The 25,412-nt window shown below is 69.9% G+C and carries 18 protein-coding genes; 15 read left to right on the forward strand and 3 right to left on the reverse strand.

Annotation, left to right across the window (positions count from 1 at the left end):
* Window positions 1-117: 117 nt before the first annotated feature.
* From ACFRKB_RS00895 to ACFRKB_RS00965, 15 genes are all read left to right on the forward strand, one after another.
* A complete protein-coding gene (locus ACFRKB_RS00895) occupies window positions 118-1,299 on the forward strand; it encodes an ROK family transcriptional regulator (RefSeq protein ID WP_365741202.1) in 1,182 nt (393 codons plus the stop codon).
* Window positions 1,300-1,636: 337 nt separating this feature from the next.
* Complete coding sequence (locus tag ACFRKB_RS00900; RefSeq protein ID WP_383102105.1) at window positions 1,637-3,181, forward strand: sugar ABC transporter ATP-binding protein; 1,545 nt, start codon at window positions 1,637-1,639, stop codon at window positions 3,179-3,181.
* On the forward strand, window positions 3,178-4,254 hold the full coding sequence (locus ACFRKB_RS00905; protein WP_383102107.1) for an ABC transporter permease: 1,077 nt from the start codon (window positions 3,178-3,180) through the stop codon (window positions 4,252-4,254). Before ACFRKB_RS00900 ends, ACFRKB_RS00905 begins: the two co-directional genes overlap by 4 nt.
* Before the next feature lie 57 nt (window positions 4,255-4,311).
* Window positions 4,312-5,349, forward strand: coding sequence for a substrate-binding domain-containing protein (locus tag ACFRKB_RS00910; protein WP_383102109.1), 1,038 nt, complete (start codon window positions 4,312-4,314; stop codon window positions 5,347-5,349).
* 50 nt (window positions 5,350-5,399) lie between these two features.
* Window positions 5,400-6,611, forward strand: coding sequence for a Gfo/Idh/MocA family protein (locus ACFRKB_RS00915; protein WP_383102110.1), 1,212 nt, complete (start codon window positions 5,400-5,402; stop codon window positions 6,609-6,611).
* A 26-nt stretch (window positions 6,612-6,637) separates the two neighbouring features.
* On the forward strand, window positions 6,638-7,642 hold the full coding sequence (locus ACFRKB_RS00920; RefSeq protein ID WP_365972047.1) for a sugar phosphate isomerase/epimerase family protein: 1,005 nt from the start codon (window positions 6,638-6,640) through the stop codon (window positions 7,640-7,642).
* 365 nt (window positions 7,643-8,007) lie between these two features.
* Window positions 8,008-11,688 (forward strand): ThuA domain-containing protein, encoded by a 3,681-nt coding sequence (locus ACFRKB_RS00925; RefSeq protein WP_383102112.1) that lies wholly within the window; start codon window positions 8,008-8,010, stop codon window positions 11,686-11,688.
* Window positions 11,689-11,811: 123 nt separating this feature from the next.
* On the forward strand, window positions 11,812-12,963 hold the full coding sequence (locus ACFRKB_RS00930; RefSeq protein ID WP_383102113.1) for an inositol-3-phosphate synthase: 1,152 nt from the start codon (window positions 11,812-11,814) through the stop codon (window positions 12,961-12,963).
* Window positions 12,964-12,977: 14 nt separating this feature from the next.
* A complete protein-coding gene (locus ACFRKB_RS00935; RefSeq protein WP_383102553.1) occupies window positions 12,978-14,228 on the forward strand; it encodes a UbiA family prenyltransferase in 1,251 nt (416 codons plus the stop codon).
* On the forward strand, window positions 14,225-15,067 hold the full coding sequence (locus ACFRKB_RS00940) for a sugar phosphate isomerase/epimerase family protein (RefSeq protein WP_383102115.1): 843 nt from the start codon (window positions 14,225-14,227) through the stop codon (window positions 15,065-15,067). The genes ACFRKB_RS00935 and ACFRKB_RS00940 overlap by 4 nt, the downstream gene beginning before the upstream one ends.
* Window positions 15,067-15,666 carry an EboA domain-containing protein gene (locus ACFRKB_RS00945; protein WP_383102117.1) on the forward strand — a complete coding sequence of 200 codons (600 nt, stop codon included), beginning with the start codon at window positions 15,067-15,069 and terminating at the stop codon, window positions 15,664-15,666. The genes ACFRKB_RS00940 and ACFRKB_RS00945 overlap by 1 nt, the downstream gene beginning before the upstream one ends.
* Complete coding sequence (locus tag ACFRKB_RS00950; protein WP_383102119.1) at window positions 15,666-16,514, forward strand: TatD family hydrolase; 849 nt, start codon at window positions 15,666-15,668, stop codon at window positions 16,512-16,514. The genes ACFRKB_RS00945 and ACFRKB_RS00950 overlap by 1 nt, the downstream gene beginning before the upstream one ends.
* A 4-nt stretch (window positions 16,515-16,518) precedes the next feature.
* Entirely contained in the window at window positions 16,519-17,688 is a 1,170-nt protein-coding gene (eboE, locus tag ACFRKB_RS00955; RefSeq protein WP_383102120.1) for a metabolite traffic protein EboE, read from the forward strand.
* Window positions 17,685-19,085, forward strand: a complete 1,401-nt coding sequence (locus ACFRKB_RS00960) for a nucleotide pyrophosphatase/phosphodiesterase family protein (RefSeq protein WP_383102121.1) — start codon at window positions 17,685-17,687, stop codon at window positions 19,083-19,085. The genes eboE and ACFRKB_RS00960 overlap by 4 nt, the downstream gene beginning before the upstream one ends.
* A gap of 16 nt (window positions 19,086-19,101) precedes the next feature.
* Window positions 19,102-20,151 (forward strand): sugar phosphate isomerase/epimerase family protein, encoded by a 1,050-nt coding sequence (locus ACFRKB_RS00965; protein WP_383102123.1) that lies wholly within the window; start codon window positions 19,102-19,104, stop codon window positions 20,149-20,151.
* 91 nt (window positions 20,152-20,242) lie between these two features.
* Here ACFRKB_RS00965 and ACFRKB_RS00970 read toward each other — a convergent pair whose 3' ends face one another.
* The 3 genes from ACFRKB_RS00970 to ACFRKB_RS00980 form a co-directional block, all read right to left on the reverse strand.
* A complete protein-coding gene (locus ACFRKB_RS00970; protein WP_383102124.1) occupies window positions 20,243-21,643 on the reverse strand; it encodes an OFA family MFS transporter in 1,401 nt (466 codons plus the stop codon).
* Entirely contained in the window at window positions 21,643-23,031 is a 1,389-nt protein-coding gene (locus ACFRKB_RS00975; protein ID WP_383102126.1) for an OFA family MFS transporter, read from the reverse strand. The genes ACFRKB_RS00970 and ACFRKB_RS00975 overlap by 1 nt, the downstream gene beginning before the upstream one ends.
* A gap of 240 nt (window positions 23,032-23,271) precedes the next feature.
* The gene (locus tag ACFRKB_RS00980) at window positions 23,272-25,410 is read right to left on the reverse strand and encodes an acetate--CoA ligase family protein (protein WP_383102127.1); all 2,139 of its coding nucleotides are present in this window, start codon (window positions 25,408-25,410) and stop codon (window positions 23,272-23,274) included.
* Between the last annotated feature and the right edge of the window lie 2 nt (window positions 25,411-25,412).

Genomic DNA, 25,412 nt, shown 5'->3' on the forward strand with positions numbered 1-25,412 from the left:
TGGAGAAAGTTGGGACTGATTCACGCTCAACTTCTTCCCCCTGCGGGCAAGCGCTGCTACGTTCCCTCGAAAGCCCGACGCATAGGCCGAGAAGGCGGGGAGGGGCGCGTGAGACGTATGACCGCACGACCCGCGAACGCGCATCAGGCGCGACTGCTCAGGCTGTTGCGCGACGGTGGTCCCAACTCCCGTGCGCAACTGGGTGACCAGGTCGATCTCTCGCGCTCCAAGCTCGCCGTCGAGGTGGACCGGCTGCTGGAGACCGGCCTGGTGGTCGCCGACGGACTCGCCGCCTCGCGCGGCGGCCGGCGCTCCCACAACATCCGGCTGGCGCCCGCGCTGCGCTTCCTCGGTGTCGATATAGGCGCCACCTCCATCGATGTCGCGGTGACCAACGCGGAGCTGGAGGTGCTGGGACATCTCAACCACCCCATGGACGTCCGCGAGGGCCCCGTCGCCGTCTTCGAGCAGGTGCTCGTCATGGCGGCGAAGCTCAAGGTCTCCGGGCTCGCCGACGAGTTCGACGGCGCCGGGATCGGCGTACCGGGACCCGTCCGTTTCCCCGAGGGCGTCCCGGTCGCGCCGCCGATCATGCCGGGCTGGGACGGCTTCCCCGTACGGGAGGCGCTGAGCCAGGAACTCGGCTGTCCGGTCATGGTCGACAACGATGTGAACCTGATGGCGATGGGGGAGCAGCACGCGGGCGTCGCACGCTCGGTCGGTGACTTCCTCTGCGTCAAGATCGGTACCGGTATCGGCTGCGGGATCGTCGTCGGCGGTGAGGTCTACCGCGGTACGACCGGCAGCGCCGGCGACATCGGCCATATCCAGGTCGAGTCGGACGGCCGCGCCTGCGCCTGCGGCAACAAGGGTTGTCTGGAGGCCTACTTCAGCGGCGCCGCCCTCGCCCGGGACGCCGAGGAAGCCGCGCGCTCCGGCCGCTCGCCCGAGCTGGCCGCCCGGCTGGAGGCCGCGGACCGGCTCTCCGCCGTGGACGTCGCCGCCGCCGCTGCCGCCGGTGACCCCGCCGCACTCGATCTCATCCGGGCCGGCGGCAACCGCGTCGGCCAGGTCATCGCCGGGCTCGTCAGCTTCTTTAACCCGGGCCTCGTGGTGATCGGCGGCGGGGTGACCGGACTCGGTCACACGCTGCTGGCCAGCGTACGTACCCAGGTCTACCGGCAGTCCCTGCCGCTGGCCACCGGCAATCTCCCCATAGTCCTGGGAGAGTTGGGCCCGACCGCCGGAGTCACCGGCGCGGCCCGGCTCATCAGCGACCACCTGTTCTCGCCGGCCTGACGCCCGTCCGGGCCGGCAGCGCACCACCGGACACCAACGCGACACCACCGCTCCATCCGCGACAACAGCACACCGTCACACCGCACCACGCACACCGCACCTCGCACCTCGCACACCGTCACATCACGCACTGTCACACGCACACTGTTACACCGCACCACGCACACCGCACACCGTCACACCGCGCATCGCACGAGCCGCACCACCCGTCATCACAGCAGTACGCACGAGCCGCGTCAGCCGCACGAGCCGTATCCGTACCACGTACCAGCACCGCTCCGCCGCACCTGGTTCCGCCCTGCCCGCTCTACGGCCGCATCCGCCGAGGGGATACGCCATGGCACCCACACCCGCACCACCCGAAGAACTTCTGCTCACCATGTCCGGCATCACCAAGCTGTTCCCCGGTGTCCGCGCCCTCGACGGTGTGGACCTGGAGGTCGAGGCGGGCGAGGTCCACTGCCTGCTCGGCCAGAACGGCGCCGGCAAGTCCACCCTCATCAAGGTGCTCGCAGGGGCACACCAGCCCGACGGCGGTGTGATCACCTGGCGCGGCGAGGCCGTCACACTGAAATCGCCCATCGCCGCCATGCGGCTCGGTATCGCGACCATTTACCAGGAACTCGACCTGGTCGAGGGGCTGACGGTCGCCGAGAACATCTTCCTCGGCCACGAGCCCACCACCGCGGGATTCGTGGTCAGGGGCCGGGAGGCGAGGACCCGCGCGACCGCGCTGCTCAAGCGGCTCGGCCACCCCGAGATCCAGGCGCACCGGACCGTCGGCTCGCTCTCCGCCGCCCAGCAGCAGATCGTGTCGATGGCCCGCGCCCTCTCGCACGACGTACGGCTCATCGTGATGGACGAGCCGTCCGCGGCCCTCGACCCCGACGAGGTCGACAACCTCTTCCGTATCGTCGCCACCCTCACCGCCGACGGCGTGGCCGTCATCTACATCTCCCACCGGCTGGAGGAGATCCGGCGCATCGGCGACCGGGTCACCGTCATCAAGGACGGCCGGACCGTGGCCGTCGCCCTGCCCGCGAAGGAGACGCCGACCCGCGAGGTCGTCGCGCTGATGACCGGCCGCAACGTCGAGTACGTCTTCCCCGAGCGGCCCGCGCCGGCCACGGCGGGAGCGGCGCGGCCCGAGCCCGTACTGAAGGTCGAAGGGCTGGCCAGGGAAGGCGAGTTCGCCCCCGTCGACCTCGAACTGCGGCCCGGCGAGATCGTCGGACTCGCGGGGCTCGTCGGCTCGGGACGCTCCGAGATCCTGGAGACGATCTACGGGGCGCGCAAGGCCACCGCGGGCCGGGTCCTCGTCGACGGCACCCCGCTGCGGCCCGGCAGCGTACGCGCCGCCGTCCGCGCGGGGCTCGGCCTCGCCCCCGAGGAGCGCAAGGCCCAGGGCCTGCTGATGCTCGAATCCGTCACCCGCAATGTGTCGGTGTCCTCGCTGTCCCGCTTCTCCCGGGGCGGCTGGCTCGACCACGCGGCGGAGCGGACCGCGGCGAGGGCGGCCACCAGGGAACTCTCCCTGCGTCCCGACAACCCGGACGCCCGCATCCGCACCCTCTCCGGCGGCAACCAGCAGAAGGCGGTCCTCGCCCGCTGGCTGCTGCGCGGCTGCCGGGTGCTGCTGCTCGACGAGCCGACGCGCGGAGTCGATGTCGGCGCCCGCGCCGAGCTGTACGCCGTGATCCGCCGGCTGGCCGATGAGGGCCTCGCCGTACTGCTCGTCTCCAGCGAGGTCCCCGAAGTCCTGGGCCTCGCCGACCGGGTGCTGGTGCTCCGCGAGGGCCAGGTCGTCCACCGGGCGCCCGCCCAGGAGCTCGACGAGCACCGTGTACTCGACCTTGTGATGGAAGGGAGCCCGACGTCATGAAACAGCCTGCCTCCGAGGCGCAGCAGGGCGGGCCCGACGCGGCGGCCACGCCCGAGCCGCCCACGCCGCACGCCACGACCCGCACGTCCGCCAAGTCCGCAGAGGAGAAGGGCGGTTGGCGCGCCCTCGGGCTGCGTCTCGATGTCCGTAACCTCTCCCTGCTCGGGGTGCTCGCCGCACTGGTCATCGTCGGCGGTATCACCAAGCCCGACCAGTTCCTGGACACCAACAACCTCCAGCTGGTGCTCACCCAGGCGTCCGTCATCGGTGTCGTCACCGTCGGTATGACGTTCGTGATCACCAGCGGCGGGATCGATCTGTCGGTCGGCGCGATAGTGGCGCTGGCGTCGGTCTGGGCGACCACCCTGGCCACCCAGGAATACGGCTTCGCCGGCATCCTCTTCACCGCGGTGATCGTGGGCCTGGCCTGCGGACTGGTCAATGGACTGCTGATCGCCTACGGCGGGATGGTGCCGTTCATCGCCACCCTCGCGATGCTCGCCTCCGCCCGTGGTCTGGCCCTCCAGATCACCGACGGCAAGACCCAGATCGTCACCGTCGACTCGGTCCTCGATCTCGGGGTCCGTGACTCGTACATCCTGGGCATCCCGCCGCTCGTGCTGGTCTTCGCGGCCGTCACGGTCATCGGCTGGCTGATCCTCAACCGTACGACCTTCGGCCGGCGCACCGTCGCCGTCGGCGGCAACGCGGAAGCCGCGCGGCTCGCCGGTATCGACGTACGCAGGCAGCGGCTCTACCTGTATCTGCTCTCCGGACTCTGCTGCGGTATCGCGGCGTTCCTGCTGATCATCCTGGCCGGCTCGGGACAGAACACCAACGGGAATCTGTACGAGCTGGACGCCATCGCCGCGGCGATCATCGGCGGCACCCTCCTCAGCGGCGGCCGCGGCACGATCGTCGGCTCCGTACTCGGTGTTCTGGTCTTCACCACGATCACCAACATCTTCGCCCTCAACAACCTGCAGAGCGACGTCCAGCAGATCGCCAAGGGCGCGATCATCGTCGCCGCCGTACTGGTCCAGCGCCGCACCGTGCGCAACGGCGAGTCCTGACTTCCGGTCTCGCACCCGCTTCCTGTCGTACCGCCCTATCTGAAGGGTTGAACCGTCATGCCAGAAACCAGCCGCAGAGGAATGCTCTTCGGCACCGCAGCCATCGGCGCGGGTGCTTTCCTCACCGCCTGCACCAGCAACGAGCCGCCGAAGAAGGAGCCCGCGGCCAACGAACAGGCCGCCTCCGCCGACAAGCCGGGCAAGCCCGTCACCATCGGCTTCGCCGGCCCCCAGGCCGACCACGGCTGGCTCAACGCCATCAACGAGAACGCCAAGTCGCGGGCGGAGACCTACTCCGACGTGACGCTGGACATCACCGAGGGCTCCAACGACACCGCCGCCCAGATCGGCCAGGTCGAGACCCTCATCAACAAGAAGGTCGATGTCCTGGTCATCCTGCCGGCTGACGGCAAGGCGCTCACCCAGGTCGGGCTGAAGGCCATGCGCGCCGGGATCCCGGTCATCAACCTGGACCGGATCTTCGCCTCCCCGCAGGCGTACCGCTGCTGGATCGGCGGCGACAACTACGGCATGGGCCTCAACGCCGGCAACTACATCGGCGAGAAGCTCAAGGACAAGCCCGACGCGAAGGTCATCGAGCTGTCCGGGCCCGACAGCCTGGAGCTGACCCAGCAGCGCACCAAGGGCTTCGACGACGCCCTCAAGAACTACCCGAACATCAAGAAGGTCGCGCGCCAGGCCGCCGACTTCACCGTCGAGTCCGGCCAGGCCAAGATGGCCCAGCTGCTCCAGGCGCAGTCCAGCTTCGACGCCCTCTGGAACCACGACGACGACCAGGGCGTGGGCGCCCTGCGCGCCATCGACCAGGCGGGCCGCGACGGCTTCCTGATGGTCGGCGGGGCCGGCGCCAAGGCCGCGATGGACGCGATCAAGGCGGACAACGGGGTGCTCAAGGCCACCGTTCTCTACCCGCCGATCATGGCCGCGTCCGCCATCGACCTGGCCCGCGCCCTCGGACAGAGCAAGGGCGTCAGCGGTTTGTCCGGGCTGGAGATCCCGGCGCAGGTCACGCTGTTCTCGGCCGTGGTCGACAAGACGAACGTCGACGACTACCTGCCTCAGGGCTTCAGCTGACCGGTCCTGGCACGGCCGCCCCCACCAGCGAGAGATGAGGAGTACTCCGTATGACCCCCAGGGAAGCGTCGGAGAAGGAAGCCGGTGCACCACCGACACTCGGCATCGGCATGGTCGGATACGCGTTCATGGGCGCCGCGCACTCACAGGGGTGGCGCACGGCGGGACACGTCTTCGACCTGCCGATGCGCCCCGTGCTCGCCGCGGTCTGCGGCCGTGACGCGGACGCGGTCCGCGCGGCGGCGGACAGACACGGCTGGGCCGCGGCGGAGACCGACTGGCGGCGGCTCATCGCGCGCGACGACGTGCAGGTGGTGGATATCTGCACCCCCGGGGACAGCCACGCTGAGATCGCCATCGCCGCGCTGGAGGCGGGCAAACACGTCCTGTGCGAGAAGCCCCTCGCCAACTCGGTGGCCGAGGCCGAGGCCATGGTCAGGGCCGCGGCAGACGCCAGGTCGCGCGGTCAGCTGGCCATGGTCGGCTTCAACTACCGCAGGGTGCCCGCCATCTCGTACGCCCGGCAGCTGATCGCGGAGGGCAGGCTCGGCACCCTGCGCCATGTCCGGGTCACCTATCTCCAGGACTGGCTGGCCGATCCGGCGGCCCCGCTCACCTGGCGGCTCAAGCGCGAGCGCGCCGGGTCAGGGGCGCTCGGCGACCTGGGAGCGCACATCGTCGACCTGGCGCAGTTCCTGACGGGGGAGCGGCTGGTCGGCGTCTCGGCGCTCGCGGAGACCTTCGTCAAGGAACGGCCCGTACTCAGCGGGGCGAGCGCCGGTCTCTCGGGGACGGCGGGCAGCGAGACGGGCCCGGTGACGGTGGACGACGCGGCGCTGTTCACCGGACGGCTCGCCTCGGGCGCGCTGGCCTCCTTCGAGGCCACCCGGATGGCCTCGGGGCGCAAGAACGCGCTCCAGCTGGAGATCAACGGGGAGCGCGGCTCGCTCGCCTTCGATCTGGAGCGCCTCAACGAGCTGTCGTTCCACGACCACACCGAACCCGCTCCCTCCTCCGGCTTCCGCCGGATCCTGGTCACGGAGCAGGAGCATCCCTATCTGGAGGCGTGGTGGCCGCCCGGCCACGCGCTCGGCTACGAGCACACCTTCGTCCACCAGGCCCGTGATCTGGTCGAGGCGGTCGCCGCCGGGACCGATCCGGTGCCGTCCTTCGCGGACGGACTCCAGGTGCAGCGGGTGCTCGCCGCGGTGGAGGACAGCGCGGCGAAGAACGCCGTGTACACGCCCGTGCCGCAGCCTTAGGACATCACATCGAGGAGGAGGTCCGAATGCCACGTCCGTTCACACTGTTCACCGGCCAGTGGGCCGATCTGCCGCTGGAGGAGGTGTGCCGGCTCGCCCGTGACTTCGGTTACGACGGGCTGGAACTCGCCTGCTGGGGAGATCACTTCGAAGTCGACAAAGCACTCGCGGATCCGGGCTATCTGGACGGCCGCCACCAGCTGCTCGACAAGTACGGGCTCAAGTGCTGGGCCATCTCCAACCACCTGGTGAGCCAGGCCGTCTGCGACAGCATCATCGACGAACGCCACCAGGGCATCCTGCCGTCCCGGATCTTCGGCGACGGCGACCCCGAGGGCGTCAGGCAGCGCGCCGCCGCCGAGATCAAGGACACCGCGCGGGCCGCCGCGGCCTTCGGGGTCAATACGGTCATCGGCTTCACCGGCTCGTCCATCTGGCATCTGCTGGCGATGTTCCCGCCGGTGCCGCCCGGCATGATCGAGCGGGGGTACGAGGACTTCGCGGAGCGCTGGAACCCGATCCTCGACGTCTTCGACGCCGAGGGCGTGCGCTACGCCCACGAGGTGCACCCCGGCGAGATCGCGTACGACTACTGGACCACGCACCAGGCGCTGGAGGCGGTCGGCCACCGGCCCGCCTTCGGGCTGAACTTCGACCCGAGCCACTTCGTCTGGCAGGACCTGGACCCGGTCAACTTCCTCTATGACTTCCGGGACCGGATCTACCACGTCGACTGCAAGGAGGCCCGTAAGCGCCTCGACGGCCGCAATGGCCGGCTCGGCTCGCATCTGCCCTGGGGCGATCCGCGGCGCGGCTGGGACTTCGTCTCGGCGGGCCATGGCGATGTCCCGTGGGAGGACGTCTTCCGGATGCTGCGGTCGATCCAGTACGAGGGCCCCATCTCGGTCGAGTGGGAGGACGCGGGCATGGACCGGCTGGCCGGCGCCCCCGAGGCCCTCGCGGACCTGAAGCGCTTCGACTTCGACCCGCCGACCGCGTCCTTCGACGCGGCCTTCGGCGGCGGCGAGTAGCGGCCTTTCCCCGGATCGGGCTCCGGGGGGAGGACGGACAGCCCGGTGGCGGAAAGCGCCGCCGGGCGGTCCGGCCTGCCCGGAAAGAGCTTTGTCCTGAGCGAGGAAAAAGGCAACTTCTCCTCTGCGCAAGGTCTTTCGGTCCCGGACGAACACAGCTACGGTCCACTGAGATGTACAGGACATAGGTACACCGCATAAGTACAGGACACAGGTGGTCTCCGATGTGACGGCGCACGTCGGGGACGCAGCCACCTCTCCCGGGGATCCGGTGCGGGACGAGCACCGCCCCCGGGAGGTGAGAGCGCTCCTCCGCGCTCCCTTGGCAACCCGCACGTACGAACAGCCCATTGTGGAGGACTTTCGTGCACAGAAAACGCCCCCGAGCCAGAACCTTCCTCGCACTTCTGACGGGCGCTCTGCTCGCAGGGTCGAGCCTCAGCGCCGTACCCGCCGCCGCCCACCCGGACCATCCGGCCGCGGAGGAGAGCTTTCAGCAGGTGACCCTCGCGAAGGGCGCCGACGCGGTCGGCGAGCCCATGTCGCTCGCCGTGCTGCCCGACCGGCGGGTGCTGCACACCTCGCGTGACGGCACGCTGCGCATCACCGACGCCGGCGGCGACACCATGGTCTCCGGCACGCTGGATGTCTACAGCCATGACGAGGAGGGTCTCCAGGGCGTCGGCGTCGACCCGAACTTCGCCGAGAACCGGGCCATCTACCTCTATTACGCGCCCAAGCTGGACACCCCCGCGGGCGACGCCCCGGAGAACGGCACGGCCGCCGACTTCGCCCCCTTCGACGGCATCAACCGGCTCTCGCGCTTCACCCTGAACGAGGACGGCACGCTCGACAAGGCGAGCGAGAAGAAGGTCCTCGACGTCACCGCCTCGCGCGGTCTCTGCTGCCACGTGGGCGGCGACATCGCCTTCGACGGCGACGGCAACCTGTATCTGTCGACCGGCGACGACACCAACCCGTTCGCCTCCGACGGCTACACGCCGATCGACGAGCGGCCCGACCGCAACCCGGCGTTCGACGCCCAGCGTTCCTCCGGCAACACCAATGACCTGCGCGGCAAGGTGCTGCGTATCAAGGTCGCCGAGGACGGCTCGTACACCATCCCCGAGGGCAACCTCTTCGCCCCGGGCACCGAGAAGACCCGGCCCGAGATCTACGCCATGGGGTTCCGCAACCCCTTCCGTATCTCCGTCGACAAGAAGACGGGCATCGTCTACGTCGGTGACTACGGCCCCGACGCCGGCGCCGCGTCCCCGACCCGCGGTCCGTCCGGTACGGTCGAATTCGCCCGGGTCACCGAGGCGGGCAACTTCGGCTGGCCGTACTGCACGGGTGACAACGACCCGTTCATCGACTACGACTTCGCCACCAAGGCGTCCGGCGCGGCCTTCGACTGCGACGCTCCCAAGAACACCTCGCCGCACAACACGGGTCTGACGGACCTCCCGCCGGCCCAGCCGGCCTGGATCCCGTACGACGGCGGCAGCGTGCCCGAGTTCGGCAGCGGCTCCGAGTCCCCGATGGCGGGACCGGTCTACCGCTACGACGCCGAGCTCGACTCCCCGGTCAAGTTCCCCGAGGAGTACGACGGGGACTTCTTCGCCGGTGAGTTCGGCCGCCAGTGGATCAAGCGGATCGAGCAGGGCGAGGACGGCACCGTCAACAAGATCAACCCGTTCCCGTGGTCCGGCACCCAGCCCATGGACATGGAGTTCGGCCCCGACGGCGCGCTCTACGTACTCGACTACGGCCTGTCCTGGTTCGGCGGTGACGAGCACTCCGCGCTCTACCGCATCGAGAACTCCACCGACGGCAAGTCACCGATCGCCGAGGCCGCCGCCACCAAGACGTCCGGCAAGTCCCCGCTGAAGGTCTCCTTCTCCTCCGCGGGCACCCAGGACCCCGACGGCGACGCCCTCACCTACGCGTGGGACTTCGGCGACGGCGGCACCTCGACCGAGACCAACCCCTCGTACACGTACAAGAAGAACGGCACGTACACCGCGCGGCTCACCGTCACCGACCCGACCGAGCGCACCGCGACCGCGTCCGTACGGATCGTCGTCGGCAACACCGCGCCCAAGGTGACGCTCGAACTCCCCAACGACGGGCACCTCTTCAACTTCGGGGACACCATCCCCTTCAAGGTGAAGGTCACCGACCCGGAGGACGGGACGATCGACTGCTCCAAGATCACCGTCCGCTATATCCTCGGCCACGACAGCCATGGCCACCCGATCACCTCGGCCAACGGCTGTGAGGGCACCATCACCGCGCCCGCCGACACCGAGCACGACCCCAACGCCAATATCTTCGGTGTGATCGACGCCGAGTACACCGACGGCGGAGGCGGCGGCCAGGCGGCGCTCACCACGCACGCCCAGGCGCAGCTCCAGCCGCGCCACCGGCAGGCCGAGCACTTCAGCGACTCCTCCGGCATCAAGATCTACGACAAGGCACCGGCCAACGGCGGCAAGACCGTCGGCGACATCGACAACGGCGACTGGATCTCCTTCAAGCCGTACAACCTGACCGGGTCCAAGACGCTCACCGCCCGGATCTCCTCCGGCGGCGCCGGCGGATTCCTGGAGGTACGTACGGGCTCGGCCAACGGCAACCTGCTCGGCTCCGCGCCGATCCCGGTCACCGGCGGCTGGGAGACCTTCCAGGACATCGACGTACCGCTGCGTTCCGTACCGAAGCAGACCACCGAACTGTTCCTGGTCTTCAAGGGCGGCGCCGGAGCGCTGTTCGACCTGGACGACTTCCAGCTCTCCACGGCCGTGCCCGGCAGGACCGAGAAGCGGGTCCTGGTCTTCTCCAAGACCGGCGGCTTCCGCCACGACTCGATCCCCGCGGGCATCGCCGCGCTCAAGGAGCTGGGCAAGACCACCGGGATCACCGTCGACGCCACCGAGGAGGCCGGCCAGTTCACCACCAACAACCTGGCCCGCTACGACGCGGTGGTCTTCCTCTCCACCACCGGTGACGTCCTCAACGCCGACCAGCAGAAGGCGTTCGAGAACTATGTCGCCACCGGCGGCGGCTACATGGGCGTGCACGCCGCGGCCGACACCGAGTACGACTGGGGCTTCTACGGCGGCCTGGTGGGGGCCTACTTCGACTCCCACCCGCAGATCCAGCCGGCCACCGTACGTGTCGAGGACCACGACCACCCGTCGACCGCCCACCTGGGCGACGAGTGGCAGCGCACCGACGAGTGGTACAACTACCGCACCAACCCCCGGGATCAGGCCCGCGTCCTCGCCACCCTGGACGAGACCACCTACCAGGGCGGCAACATGAAGGGCGATCACCCGATCGCCTGGTGCCAGACGTACGAGGGCGGCCGTTCCTTCTACACCGGCGGCGGCCACACCAAGGAGTCGTACGCGGACGACGCCTTCAAGCAGCACCTGCTCGGCGGACTGCGGTACGCGGCCGGCCAGGTGACGGCGGACTGCAAGCCGAAGACCGGCTACCGGGATCTCTTCAACGGCAAGACGCTGGAGGGCTGGAAGCAGGCCGGACCGGGCAAGTTCAACGTCGTGGACGGCGAACTGCGCACCGAGGGCGGCATGGGTCTGCTGTGGTACCAGGCCAAGGAGCTGAAGTCCTACTCCCTGAAGCTGGACTGGAAGATGGACGGGGACGACAACTCCGGTGTCTTCGTGGGCTTCCCGGCCTCCGACGACCCGTGGTCCGCGGTCAACAAGGGGTACGAGATCCAGATCGACGCCACGGACGCGGCCGACCGCACCACCGGAGCCGTCTACGGCTTCAAGTCGGCCGACATCAAGGCCAGGGACCAGGTCCTGCGACCCCCGGGCCAGTGGAACAACTACGAGATCAAGGTCCAGGGTGAGCGTCTGCAGATCTTCCTCAACGGCGTGAAGATCAACGACTTCACCAACACCGATCCGGAGCGCAGTCTCAAGAACGGCTACATCGGCCTCCAGAACCACGGGGCCGACGACCAGGTGTCCTTCCGGGACATCCAGCTCAAGGAGCTGCCCTCCGCCTAGAGACCTCTCGTAGCCCGAGGCCTCTGGGACGGGGCGGCCCGTCAGCCGGCGGCGGGCGGGGAGGCGCCGTACCCCCCGCCCGCCGTCCACCAACCACCACACCACCGGCAGGGAGGCAGCCCCGTGACGACGACCAGTTCCGCGACGACGACCCGTACGGAATCGACTGCAGGACGCACCGGAGTCTGGTTCGTCGGAGCGCGCGGCTCCGTCGCGACGACGGCCGTCGCGGGATGCGCGGCGGTCACCGCCGGGCTCCATCCCGCGACGGGCATGGTCACCGAGACCCCGCCCTTCGCGGACACGGGCCTCCCCGCACTCTCCTCGCTCGTCTTCGGCGGACACGACACGGCGAGCTGTCCGCTGCCCAAACGCGCCGAGGCGCTGACCGCGGCGGGTGTGCTGCCGCACGGACTGCCCGCCGCGATCCACGCCGAACTGACCGCCGCCGACCGGGAGATACGGGCCGGCGGCCCGCAGCCGGGCGACACCAGGAGCGACGAGGAGCTCATCGCCTCGTTCGCCGACGACCTCGGGGACTTCGCGCGCCGCACCGGCGTCGCCCGCACCGTCGTCGTCAATGTCTCCTCCACCGAACCCCAGCCCGCACCGGACGATCCACGGCTCCCCGCCAGCTCGCTCTACGCGGCGGCCGCGATCCGGGCCGGCTGCTCGTACGTCAACTTCACGCCCTCCACCGGGCTGCGCACCGAAGCCCTCACGGCGGCCGCCGAGGCCGGCGGACTTCCCCACGCCGGCCGCGACGGCAAGACAGGCCAGACGCTGCTCCGTTCCGTGCTCGCCCCCATGTTCGTCCAGCGCGCCCTGACCGTACGGGCCTGGTCCGGCACGAACCTGCTGGGCGGCGGGGACGGAGCGGCGCTGGCCGACCCGGCCGCGGCGGCGGCCAAGAACGCGGGCAAGGAACGCGTACTGGCCGACACCCTCGGCACGGCCCCCGAGGGCGAGGTGCATATCGACGACGTCCCGGCGCTCGGCGACTGGAAGACCGCCTGGGACCACATCGCGTTCGACGGTTTCCTCGGCTCGCGGATGATCCTCCAGACCATCTGGCAGGGGTGCGACTCGGCGCTGGCCGCGCCGCTCGTACTCGACCTGGCCCGGCTGGTGGCCCGCGCGCACGAGGCCGGGCTGAGCGGGCCCCTGCCCGGACTCGGCTTCTACTTCAAGGATCCGGACGGCGGCCCCGCCGCGCTCGCCGAACAGTTCGACGAGTTGCTCGCCTTCGCCGAGCGGCTGAAGGAGACCAGGTGAGCCTGCGCGGACGGATGCGGGCCTGGGCCGAACTGCTCCGTGTCTCGGCCCTGTTCACGGTCCCCGGCGACGCGCTGGCCGGGGCCGCGGCCCTCGGTGTGCGCCCCAACCGCAGGACCGCGCTCGCCGTGGGCGCCTCGCTCTGCCTGTACGAGGCGGGCATGGCGCTCAACGACTGGGCGGACCGTGAGGAGGACGCGATCGACCGCCCGCACCGTCCGATCCCGTCGGGCCGGATCTCCCCGCCTGCCGCCCTCGCGGCGGCGGGCGCCCTGACGGCCGCCGGCCTCGCCCTCGCGGCCCGCGCGGGCCGGCCGGCCCTGGCGGTGGGCACGGCCCTGGCGGCCACCGTCTGGTCGTACGACCTCCGCCTGAAACACACGGCGGCGGGCCCGGCGGCGATGGGCGCGGCCAGGGCGCTGGACCTGCTGCTGGGCGCGACGGCGACGGCGGGCGGCAGCGACGGCGGGGGCCGCGGTGCCGCCGGGCACACGTCGCCTCGTACGGAGGGGCGTTCGCCGACCCTTGGCGCGGGCGATCGCGCCGCGTCCGGGACGCCGCGTACCCCCGGGCTGCCGAAGCCCCATGCCGCGAATCCCGTGCCTCTGGGCTCCGCCGACGGCGTCACGGGGCGCACGTCTCCCGGTACGGGCGGCCGTGCGACGGGGCCGGGCCGGGGGCCCGCGTACACCCCGTCGTCGGCGACGCCTGGCGGTCGCCTGCCCGCGTCGCCCCGCACCGGCGGATACTCGCCGGCCGCGGGCAAGGGCGCCGTGCGCGGTACCGGCCCCTGGGCCGGTCTGCGTGCCGCGCTGCCCTCGGCCACGCTCCTCGGCGCGCATACCGTCGCCGTCACCACCGTCTCGCGCCGCGAGGCGCAGGGCGGTTCGACGGCCGCGCCGCTCGCCGCGCTCGTGGCCACCGGCGTGCTGGGAGCCGCGGCCGGGGGCGTGTCGCGCGGTGGTGTGAGCGACGCCCCGCGTCGTGCCACCGGCGGGGGGCGGCGGACAGCCCAACAGGCCGGCCCCGCCCTCGCCGGGGCGCTCGCTCTCGTCTACGCGGGGACCGCCGGGCGGCCCCTGCTGCACGCCGCCCTCAATCCGTCGCCGCCGCTCACCCAGCGCGCCGTCGGTGGTGGTATCCGGGCGATGATCCCGCTCCAGGCCGCGCTGGCCGCGCGCGGCGGCGCCGTCGGGGTCGCGCTCGGTGTCATGGGGCTCGTACCGCTGGCCCGTACGTTCGCACGGAAAGTGAGCCCCACATGAGTCTGCGATTCGGTTACGGCACCAACGGGCTCACCGATCTGCGCCTCGACGACGCTCTCGGGCTGCTCGCCGATCTCGGCTACGACGGCGTCGGGCTCACCCTCGACCATATGCATCTCGACCCCATGGCCGCCGATCTCACCGCCCGTACCCAGCGGGTCGCCCGGCGGCTGGCGGAACTGGGCCTCGGAGTCACCGTCGAGACCGGTGCCCGTTACGTACTCGACCCGCGCCGCAAACACGGACCCACGCTGCTCGACCCGGACCCCGACGACCGCGCCGCCCGAACCCGGCTGCTGGTCAAGGCCGTTCGGGTCGCCGCCGACCTCGGGGCGCACGCCGTCCACTGCTTCAGCGGCATCGTCCCGGGACTCACGGACACCGACACCGCCTGGAAGCGGCTCGAAGAGTCGATGGGCCCGGTCCTCGACGCGGCGGAGGCCGCCGACATCCCCCTCGCCGTCGAGCCCGAGCCCGGCCATCTGGTCTCGGACATCGCCGGCTTCCACCGGCTCAGACATCTCCTCGGCGACCCGGATCAGCTCGGGCTCACCCTCGACATCGGCCACTGCCAGTGCCTGGAGCCCGAGTCGCCCGCCGACTGCGTCCGGGACGCCGCTCCCTGGCTGCGACATGTGCAGATCGAGGACATGCGGCGCGGTGTCCATGAACACCTCCCGTTCGGGGACGGCGAGATCGACTTCCCGCCCGTGCTCGCCGCACTGGCCGCGACCGGGTACGAGGGCCTGACCGTCGTGGAGCTGCCCCGCCACTCGCACGCCGGGCCCGAACTGGCCCGTACCTCACTGGACTTCCTCCGCGCCCAGGGGGTGTCGTGATGACCCCGACCCGCGAGGAACTGCTCCGCGGACTCGACGCGCCCGCCGGAGCCTGGCTCGACGACGCCCTCGCCGAGGCCACCGCCGCCCATGACGACGACAACGTTGCCGCCTCCCCATGGGAGTTGCGGTTCGCCGCCGTCGGCCGGCACTGCGGCCAGGAGCACGCCGACGCCGTACGTACCCTCCTGCTCCAGCAGGCCGGCGCCGGGCTCGCCACCCTGACCCGGCTCTACCAGCGGGGCACCGCCGCCGAGCGGCGCGCCGTCCTGCTCGCCCTGCCCCACCGCGTCACGGGACCGGGCGCGCTGCCGCTGGTCGAGGACGCCCTGCGGACCAACGACACCCGGCTGGTCGCCGCCGCCGTCGGTCCGTACGCCGCCGCCCATCTCGACCCCCACGCCTGGCGGCACGCCGTCCTCAAGTGCCTCTTCACCGGTGTGCCGGTCGACGCCGTCGACGGCCTGGAGAGGCGTGCCCACGGAGACACCGAACTGGCCAGGATGCTCGCCGACTTCGCGGCAGAGCGCACCGCCGCCGGCCGTCCCGTACCCGCCGACCTGCACCGTGCGTTGACCCTGACCGGCGAGGAGTCCTGATGCGCATCTTCGACCCCCACATCCATATGACCTCCCGCACCACGGACGACTACCGGGCGATGTACGACTCCGGCGTCCGCGCCCTGGTCGAGCCGTCCTTCTGGCTCGGCCAGCCCCGCACCTCACCCGAGAGCTTCTTCGACTACTTCGACGCGCTCCTCGGCTGGGAGCCGTTCCGCGCCGCCCAGTACGGCATCGCCCACCACTGCACGCTCGCCCTCAACCCCAAGGAGGCGAACGACCCGCGCTGCACCCCCGTCCTCGGTGAACTGCCGCGCTATCTGGTCAAGGACGGTGTCGTCGCCGTCGGCGAGATCGGTTACGACTCGATGACCCCGGCCGAGGACACCGCCCTGGCGGCGCAGCTGCAACTCGCCGCCGACCACGGGCTGCCCGCGCTCGTGCACACCCCGCACCGCGACAAGCTGTCCGGGCTGCGCCGCACCATCGACGTCGTACGGGAGTCCGCGCTCGCCCCGGACCGGGTGCTGCTCGACCACCTCAACGAGACGACGGTCAAGGACGCGGCACGGAGCGGAAGCTGGCTCGGCTTCTCGATCTATCCGGACACCAAGATGGACGAGGACCGGATGGTCGCCGTCCTCAAGGAGCACGGCACCGAGAAGGTCCTCGTCAACTCGGCGGCGGACTGGGGCAACAGCGACCCGCTCAAGACCCGCAAGGTCGGTGACGCGATGCTCGCCGCCGGGTTCAGCGCGGACGACGTCGATCAGGTCCTGTGGCGCAACCCGGTCGCCTTCTACGGGCTCAGCGGCCGGCTCCAGCTGGACGTCCCCACGCCGGAGGCCCTGCACGAGGGCAACTCCGTTCTGCGCGGAGGGGAGTGAGTCCATGCGCTTCCGCCACCCCGACGGCTCCACCGTCCACCTCTCGTACTGCACCAACGTCCACCCCGCCGAGAACCTCGACGGCGTACTGGCCCAACTGCGCGACCACTGCGAGCCGGTACGCAGACGCCTCGGCCGGGACCGCCTCGGCATCGGCCTCTGGCTCGCCAAGGACGCCGCCCAGGCCCTGATCAACGACCCGGCGGTACTGCGCGGGCTGCGCGCGGAGCTGGACCGGCGCGGTCTGGAGGTCGTCACGCTCAACGGCTTCCCGTACGAGGGCTTCGGCGCCGAAGAGGTCAAGTACCGTGTCTACAAGCCGGACTGGACCGACCCCGAACGGCTCGCCCACACCAGCGATCTGGCCCGGCTGCTGGCCGCGCTGCTGCCCGACGATGTCACCGAGGGCTCCGTCTCCACCCTCCCGCTCGCCTGGCGCACCCCCTGGGACACCGCCGCGGCCCGCACCGCGCACCAGGCGCTGTCCTCGCTCGCCGAGCGGCTGGACGCACTGGAGGAGCTGACCGGCAAGTCCATCAGGATCGCGCTGGAACCGGAGCCCGGCTGCACCGTCGAGACCACCGCCGACGCGATCGGCCCGCTCACCGACATCGCCAGTGAGCGGATCGGCATCTGTATCGACACCTGCCATCTCGCCACCTCCTTCGAGGACCCGGCCGGCGCGCTCGGTGCCCTGGAGGCCGCGCACATCTCCATCCCCAAGGCCCAGCTCTCCGCCGCCCTGCACGCCGAGCACCCGCATCTGCCGGAGGTACGGGACGCGCTCGCCTCCTTCGCCGAGCCCCGCTTCCTGCACCAGACCCGTACCCGCACCGCTGCCGGGCTGCGTGGCACGGACGATCTGGACGAGGCGCTGGCCGGCGATGTGCTGCCCGACGGAGCCCCCTGGCGCTCGCACTTCCATGTCCCGCTGCACGCGCCGCCCGCCCCGCCGCTCACCTCCACCCTCCCGGTGCTCCGGGACACCCTGGCCCGGCTCGTCGGCGGACCGCACCCGCGCACCCGCCATCTGGAGGTCGAGACCTACACCTGGCAGGCGCTCCCGCCGGAGCTGCGCCCCCGCTCGCGCGGCCAGCTCGCCGACGGGATCGCCGCCGAACTCGCCCTGGCGCGCGACCTGTTGACCGACCTCGGGCTGAAGGAGCTGCCATGACCGAGACCCCGGCCGGGACCCCGGCGCCTACCCCGCTGCTGGTGCTCGATGTCGTCGGGCTCACACCCCAGCTGCTCGCCCATATGCCGAATCTGCGGAAGCTGGCGGCGTCCGGTTCGCAGGCCCCGCTCTCCACGGTGCTGCCCGCCGTCACCTGTAGCGCGCAGTCCACCTTCCTCACCGGTACGCTCCCCGCCGAGCACGGCATCGTCGGCAACGGCTGGTATTTCCGGGAGCTCGGCGATGTGCTGCTGTGGCGCCAGCACAACGGCCTCGTCTCCGGCGACAAGCTCTGGGACGCCGCCCGCCGCGCGCACCCCGGCTATACGGTCGCCAACATCTGCTGGTGGTACGCGATGGGCGCGGACACCGACTACACGGTCACCCCACGCCCCGTCTACTACGCGGACGGCCGCAAGGAACCCGACTGTTACACCCGTCCGCCCGCGCTGCACGACGAACTCACCGAGAAACTCGGCACGTTCCCCCTCTTCCACTTCTGGGGTCCCGGCGCCGACCTCGTCTCCTCGCAGTGGATCGTGGACGCCACCCGCCATATCGTCCGTACCCGGCGGCCCGATCTGGCGCTCTGCTATCTGCCGCATCTCGACTACGACCTCCAGCGCTACGGCCCCGACGACCCGCGCTCGCACCGGGCGGCCACCGAGCTCGACGCCGCCATGGCCCCGCTGCTGGACGACGCCAGGTCGGAGGGCCGTACGGTCGTCGCGCTCTCCGAGTACGGCATCACCCGCGTCTCGCGGCCCGTCGACATCAACCGGGCGCTGCGCAGGGCCGGACTGCTTGAGGTGCACACCCAGGACGGCATGGAGTATCTCGACCCGATGGCCTCCCGTGCCTTCGCCGTCTCGGACCACCAGCTCGCCCATGTCTACGTCCGCCGCCCCGAGGACCTTGACGCCACGCGCGAGGCACTGAAAGATCTCCCCGGGATCGACGAACTCCTGGACGACGAGGGCAAGAAGGCACACGGTCTGGACCACCCCCGCTCGGGTGAGCTGGTGGCCGTCGCCGAGCCCGACGCGTGGTTCACGTACTACTACTGGCTCGACGACGACCGGGCCCCCGACTTCGCCCAGCTGGTCGAGATCCACCGCAAACCGGGCTATGACCCCGTCGAGCTGTTCATGGACCCCCTCGATCCGTACGTACGCCTCAAGGCGGCCAAGGCGATCGCCCGCAAGAAGCTCGGCATGCGCTACCGCCTCGCGGTCGTCCCGCTGGACGCCTCGCCCATCCGCGGCAGCCACGGCCGGCTGCCGCGGAGCGACGACGAAGGTCCGCTCATCCTGTGCTCCACCCCCCGCGCCGTCGGTGACCGGGTCGCGGCCACCGACGTCAAATCCCTGCTCCTCCAGCTTGCCGGACTGCACTGAAAGAAGGAGTTCCGCAATGAGCCGCAAGAAGTCAGCCGACCCAGAGCTCGCGCAGAAGCTGAGCAGACGCAATATGCTCGGCGTCGCCGCGGGCGCGACCGCCGCCGCCGTCCTCGGCGCCTCGGCGACCCCCGCCGCCGCCCAGGGCACGGGGAACGGGAACGGCCACGGCCATGGACACGGCCAGCCCGTCCTGCCCCCCGGCCGGCTCGGCATCCAGCTCTACTCACTGCGTGACAAGGTCTCCACGATCGGCTTCGCCAAGGTCTTCGAGGAGCTGGAGCGCTTCGGCTACGACGAGGTCGAGTTCGCCGGATACACCCAGGGGTCCGCGGGCCCGATCACGCTGCCCCAGCTCAAGCGGCTGGCCAGGGACCACGGTCTCAAGGGCATCGGCAGCCATGTCAATTACTACGACAACAACAACCCCAACGCCTACAGCTTCGCCCAGAACCTCACCAAGGTCCTGGACGACGCCCAGGAACTGGGCCTGGACCACATCGGCACGGCCTCGGGCCCGTTCCGTTACGGATCGACCGTGGACGCCTGGAAGCGGGCCGCCGCGGACTTCAACGCGTATGGCGCCGCGGCCAAGCGGCGCGGCATGAAGTTCTACCAGCACAACCACGCGGAGGAGTTCTCCTTCGCCACCGACCAGCCGAACGTCCGGCTCTACGATGTCCTGCTGGCCGAGACCGACCCCAGCCTGGTCTATCTGGAGATGGACATCTACTGGGCGTTCGCGGGGCAGTTCCGCTTCAGCAAGACCCCGGAGGGCAAGCCCGCGCCCTTCGACCCGCTGCGCTATGTGCTCAAGCAGCCCCACCGTTACCCGCTCTTCCATGTGAAGGACGGCGTCGAGGACATCGCCGCCCGTGACGGCTACCGCATGGTGGACGTCGGTGACGGTGACATCGACTACAGGCGCTTCATATCGGCGGTGAACAAGACCCACGGCGGCCGGCGTGACCACCACTGGCAGGTGGAGCACGACCAGCCGGTGGACTCGATCCTCTTCGCCGAGAAGTCCTCCGCGCATCTGCACTCGCTGCGCGAACGCCGGTAGCCCGTACGGAACACAACGTACGGCGCACACAGCGGAGGCCCGCCCCGCGGCTCGGACCGAGCCGCGGGGCGGGCCTCCTGGCTGTGACCGGTCAGCCGCCGGCCGGTTGTGGAACGGGGGGTGCGCTCGTGTCCCGCGACTGCCCGGGATTGCGCAGCAGCATGGCCATGGCCGCCGCTACGAGGGAGAGTCCACCGGCGAGGATGTACGCCCCGTCGTAGCCCCAGGAGTTGACCGCCATCGCCCCGAGCCCGCCTCCGAACAGCCCGCTGATCAGCTTGCCGCTGTAGGCGAGACCGTAGTTGGTGGCGTTGTAGTTCTCCCCGAAGTAGTCCGGCGTGAGCGCCGCGAACAGCGGGAAGAACGCCCCGCCGCCGAAGCCGGAGATGAAGGCGAACACCAGGAACAGGATCTCGTTCCTCGTGTTGCCCGCCCACAGGACGCCGAACTGCGCCAGCCCCAGCACCGTGATCACGAAGATCAGTGTGACCTTGCGGCCCCAGAGGTCCGACAGCCAGCCGACGACTCCTCTGCCGACACCGTTGACGACGGACAGCACACCGGCCGACGAGGCGGCGACGAGTGGTCCGAACCCGACGTCCTTGGCGAACGGTACCTGGAAGGAGATGCCGAAGATGGACACACCGGCGGTGATCACCAGCAGCACCCAGATCAGCGGGAGCATGCCCGTCCTGATGGCCTCCATGGGCCGGTACTGCCTGGCCGCCGGGGGGTTCTTGGCCAGGGCCGTGGCGCTCTTGCCGGTCGCCGCGGTCTTCAGCGGGTCGACATCCGCCGGCCACCAGTTCTGCGGGGGATCCCTGAAGAACAGGGCGCAGACGGCGACGATCACCAGGACATAGACCCCGATCAGGTCCAGCACCGTCCGGTAGTTACCGATGTCGAACGCGTAGTTGAAGATGAAGATGAACGGCACCGCGCCATAGGCGAATCCGCCGTTGACGAATCCCGTCTTTCCACCACGGCGTTCCGGGAACCACTTGCCCACCATATTGATACAGGTGGCGTAGACGAGACCGGCGCCGACTCCTCCGAGCAGACCGAATCCGAGGACCGCGGCCGACACGTTGTTGAAGTGCGAGATGGAGAGGAACCCCACGAAGGAGAGAGCGGCGCCGATCAAAGTGGCGGCGCGAGCCGTCAGAATCCCCTTCTCCCGCAGCCACCCTGCCGGGAAAGCGACACCCGCCTGGAAGAACACCCAGATACTGAGGATCCAGAAGGTGTTGCTCTGGGACCAGCCATGCGCGGCCGAGAGGACGCTTTCGGCTGATCCGAAGGCGTACTCGAAGACGCTGATGGCCATCATGGCGGCCCATGGCAGATACACCATGAACTTTCGGGAGTGACCCAGTATCTGCCGGTCGGTCTCGCCGATGCGGTAGATACGGCCACGTTCGTCTGTGATTTCGCGGTAGCCCGCGCCGGCCGAAGCCGACGCGGACCTACCGGAAAGAGGTTCTGCTGACATTAAGCGATTTCACGGCCAATCGGGTTCGGGTTTGGTTCGATTTTCTTCCTGTCCGGCCGTCCCGGCGCCTTGAGGAACAGCGCCAGTACGGCCGAGGCGAGTCCGATGCTTCCGGCGATGATGAACGCGCCCTCGTAATCCCAGGCGGCCACCACGACGGCTCCCATACCGGAGCCGACCAGGCCGGATATGAGCTTGGAGCTGTAGACCATTCCGTAGTTGGAAGCGTTGTTGTTCTCTCCGAAGTAGTCCGCCGTCATCGCCGCGAACAGCGGGAAGATCGCGCCGCCGCCGAAGCCGGAGACCATCGAGCAGAAGAGGAAGAACGGCATGCTGCCCATGGATCCGGAGACGAGCACACCGAACTGCGCGCTGCCCAGGACCAGACAGACGAAGATCAGGGTGTTACGGCGTCCGTACCGGTCGGAGATCCAGCCGATGACACCGCGTCCCGTACCGTTCACGATCGCCTTGAGCGACATCGCGGTGGCCACGATCCCGCCCGCGAACCCCATGTCCTTGCCGAAGGGCACCTGGAACGCGATTCCGAAGATATTGATGCCGGCCGTGCAGAGCAGACAGAACCACATCATCCACAGCACGGGTGTGCGTGCCGCTTCCTTCGGTGTGTACTGCTTCACCGCCGGCGGGTTCTTCTCCAGCGCGCGCCGGATCCTCGGGTCGTCCGACGCCTTCAGCGGGTCGGCACCGGTGGGCCACCAGTACTTCGGCGGGTCCTTGAAGAACCAGCCGGAGACCGCGACCACGGCACAGCAGATGACACCGACGATCACCAGCACCGTCTGGTAGTTGCTCAGGTCCATGTACGAGGTGAAGAGGAAGACGAAGGGCACGGAGCCATAGGCGAAACCGCCGTTGACGAGGCCGGTCTTGCCTCCCTTGCGCTCCGGATACCACTTGCCGACCATGTTCACACAGGTGGCATAGACCAGACCGGCGCCGATGCCGCTGAACATGCCGAAGCCGATGTACGCCACGATCACATGTGGCGCGTAGGCCAGTGAGAGATAGCCGAGGAGAGTACCCAGCGCGCCGAGCATCATGGCGTACCGGGCGGGCAGCTTGCCGCTCTCACGGAGCTGCCCAGCGGGGAAGGCCACGGCCGCCTGGAAGAATATCCAGACGCCCATCAGCCAGAATATGTGCCCGCTGCTCCATAGATGGGCCTCGTGCAGAGTGTCCTCCGCCGAGGTGAACGCGTACTCCGACGAACTGATGCCCATCATCCCGATCCACGGGAAGAGCACCATCGTCCAGCGGGGACGGCCCATGATGTCCCGGTCGGTCTCGCCGATCCGGTACACACGGCCGTTGCCATCCGTCACCTCCTTGAAGGGGACGGTGCTGGAGAGCTGAGTGGTAGTCATGCGGTGTAGACACCCCTTGCATCGAAAGAACTGGCCAGCGCCCCCTGTCCGAACTTTCGTGCCACCCGACTTGGTCAGGTCATCGACATCCTCCCAACGGGGTTAAGGCCGCATCTTTCTGACGGTGCGTCATTAACTTTCGCCGAGTGGCGGTCAGCAGCCCCGCCGCTCGTGTCCACACGGCCGGGTCGCTTCCGGGGCACAGCCCCCGGACCGGCCGGTGGAAGTCAGGTGAGTGGGTCACAGCAGCCCCGCCGCCCGTGCCCAGGTGTACTTCGCGCCGAGCGCCGCGACCGGCTTCTCGGTGGTGTACGGATAGGCCACCACCCCGCGCTCGAAGAGGTACTGACACGCCTCCTCGACCTCGGTGTCACCCGCGAGGGACGCCACCACCGGCTTCTGTATGCCCTTCGCCCGGAACTCCGCGACGACCCGGGCCGTCAGTTCCGCGAAGGCCATCGGCGGGGTGACGATCGTGTGCCAGTAGCCCAGCACCAGCGCGTGGATCCGCGGGTCCTCCAGGCCGAGCCTGATCGCCGCCTCGTACGTGGCGGGTGGCTCGCCCCCGGTGATGTCCACCGGATTGCCCGCCGCGCCGAAGGGCGGGATGAACGCGCGGAACGCCTTGTCCAGGTCCGGCGGCATCTCCATCAGCGACATGCCGTTGTCGACGACGGCGTCGGAGAGCAGCACGCCCGAGCCGCCCGCCCCCGTGATGATGACGACGTTGTCGCCCCGCGGAGCGGGGAGCACGGGCAGCGCCCGCGCGTACTCCAGCATCTCGTTGAGGCCCGGCGCCCGGATGACGCCCGCCTGCCGCAGCACATCGTCGTACACGGCGTCGTCACCGGCGAGCGCGCCGGTGTGCGAGCCCGCCGCCCTGGCACCGGCCGCCGTACGCCCGGCCTTGAGGACCACGACCGGCTTCTTCGGTACGGTCGCGCGCGCCGCCGCCACAAAGGCCCGGCCGTCCTTCAGGTCCTCCAGATGCATGGCGACACACTCGGTGTTCGGGTCCTCGCCGAACCAGGTCAGCAGATCGTCCTCGTCGAGGTCCGCCTTGTTGCCGAGGCCGACGATCGCCGAGACACCCGTCCCGGTGCTTCTGGCGAAGCCGAGGATCGCCATCCCGATGCCGCCGGACTGCGAGGTCAGCGCCACACCGCCGCGGACGTCGTACGGGGTGCAGAAGGTGGCGCAGAGGTCCTGCCAGGTGGAGTAGTAACCGTAGATGTTCGGTCCCAGCAGCCGTACGCCGTACTCCTCGCCGATCGCCACGATCCGCGCCTGGAGCGCGTGTTCGCCGGTCTCGGCGAAGCCGGAGGGGATCAGGACGGCGTTCGGGATGCCCCGGCGGCCGGCCTCTTCGAGCGCTGCGGGGACGAGGGCCGCGGGAATCGCGAAGACCGCCACATCGGGCTGGCCCGGAACGTCCATCACGCTCTTGTACGCCTTACGGCCGAGTATGTCACCGGCCTTGGGGTTCACCGGATGGATCTCTCCCGGAAAGCCCCCGTCGATCAGGTTCCGCATGACCGAGTTGCCGATCTTGCCCGGCTCGCCGGAGGCCCCGATCACCACCACCGAGGCCGGCTTCATCAGCCGCCGCATCGAGACGAGGATCTCCTCGCGGGTGTACGTACGACGCCTGGCCGGCCGCTCCGTGGCGAGCAGGATCCGCACGTCCGCGGCCATCACCCCGCTCGCCGAGGCGAACACCGGATTGAGGTCGACCTCGGCGATCTCCGGGAAGTCGGCCGCGAGCCGCGACACCTTGACCACCAGATCGGCGAGCGCGTCCCGGTCGACGGCCGCGCCGCCGCGCACCCCGCGCAGGATCTCCGCCGCGCGGATCCCGTCGAGCATCGACAGCGCGTCGTCCCTGGACGCCGGCGCGAGCCGGAACGTGACGTCCTTGAGGACCTCGACCAGGACGCCGCCGAGACCGAACGCCACGATCGGGCCGAACGTCGGGTCGGTGACCGTGCCGACGAGCACCTCGGTGCCGGACGGCACCATCTGCTGCACCTGTACGCCGAGGATCCGCGCCTGCGGGTCGTACGCCCGCGCGTTGGAGACGATCCCGGTGAACGCCCCGCGCACCTCCGCGGTCGAGCGCAGACCGGTCCGTACGCCGCCGGCCTCCGTCTTGTGCGTGATCTGCGGCGAGACGATCTTCAGCGCGACCGGGAAACCGATCCGGTCGGCGAGGGCCACGGCCTCGTCGGCGCACTCGGCGAGACCCTCCGCCGGGGTGGGGATGGCGTACGCGTCGGTGATGGTCTTGCCCTCGGGCGCGGTCAGGGCCGTACGTCCCTCGGCCAGCGCGGCGTCCAGGACGGCGCGTACGGCCTTCTGATACTCCTCGTTGGTGTCCACCG

Source organism: Streptomyces scopuliridis (genome assembly GCF_042790125.1).
GTDB classification, from domain to species: Bacteria; Actinomycetota; Actinomycetes; order Streptomycetales; family Streptomycetaceae; genus Streptomyces; species Streptomyces scopuliridis_A.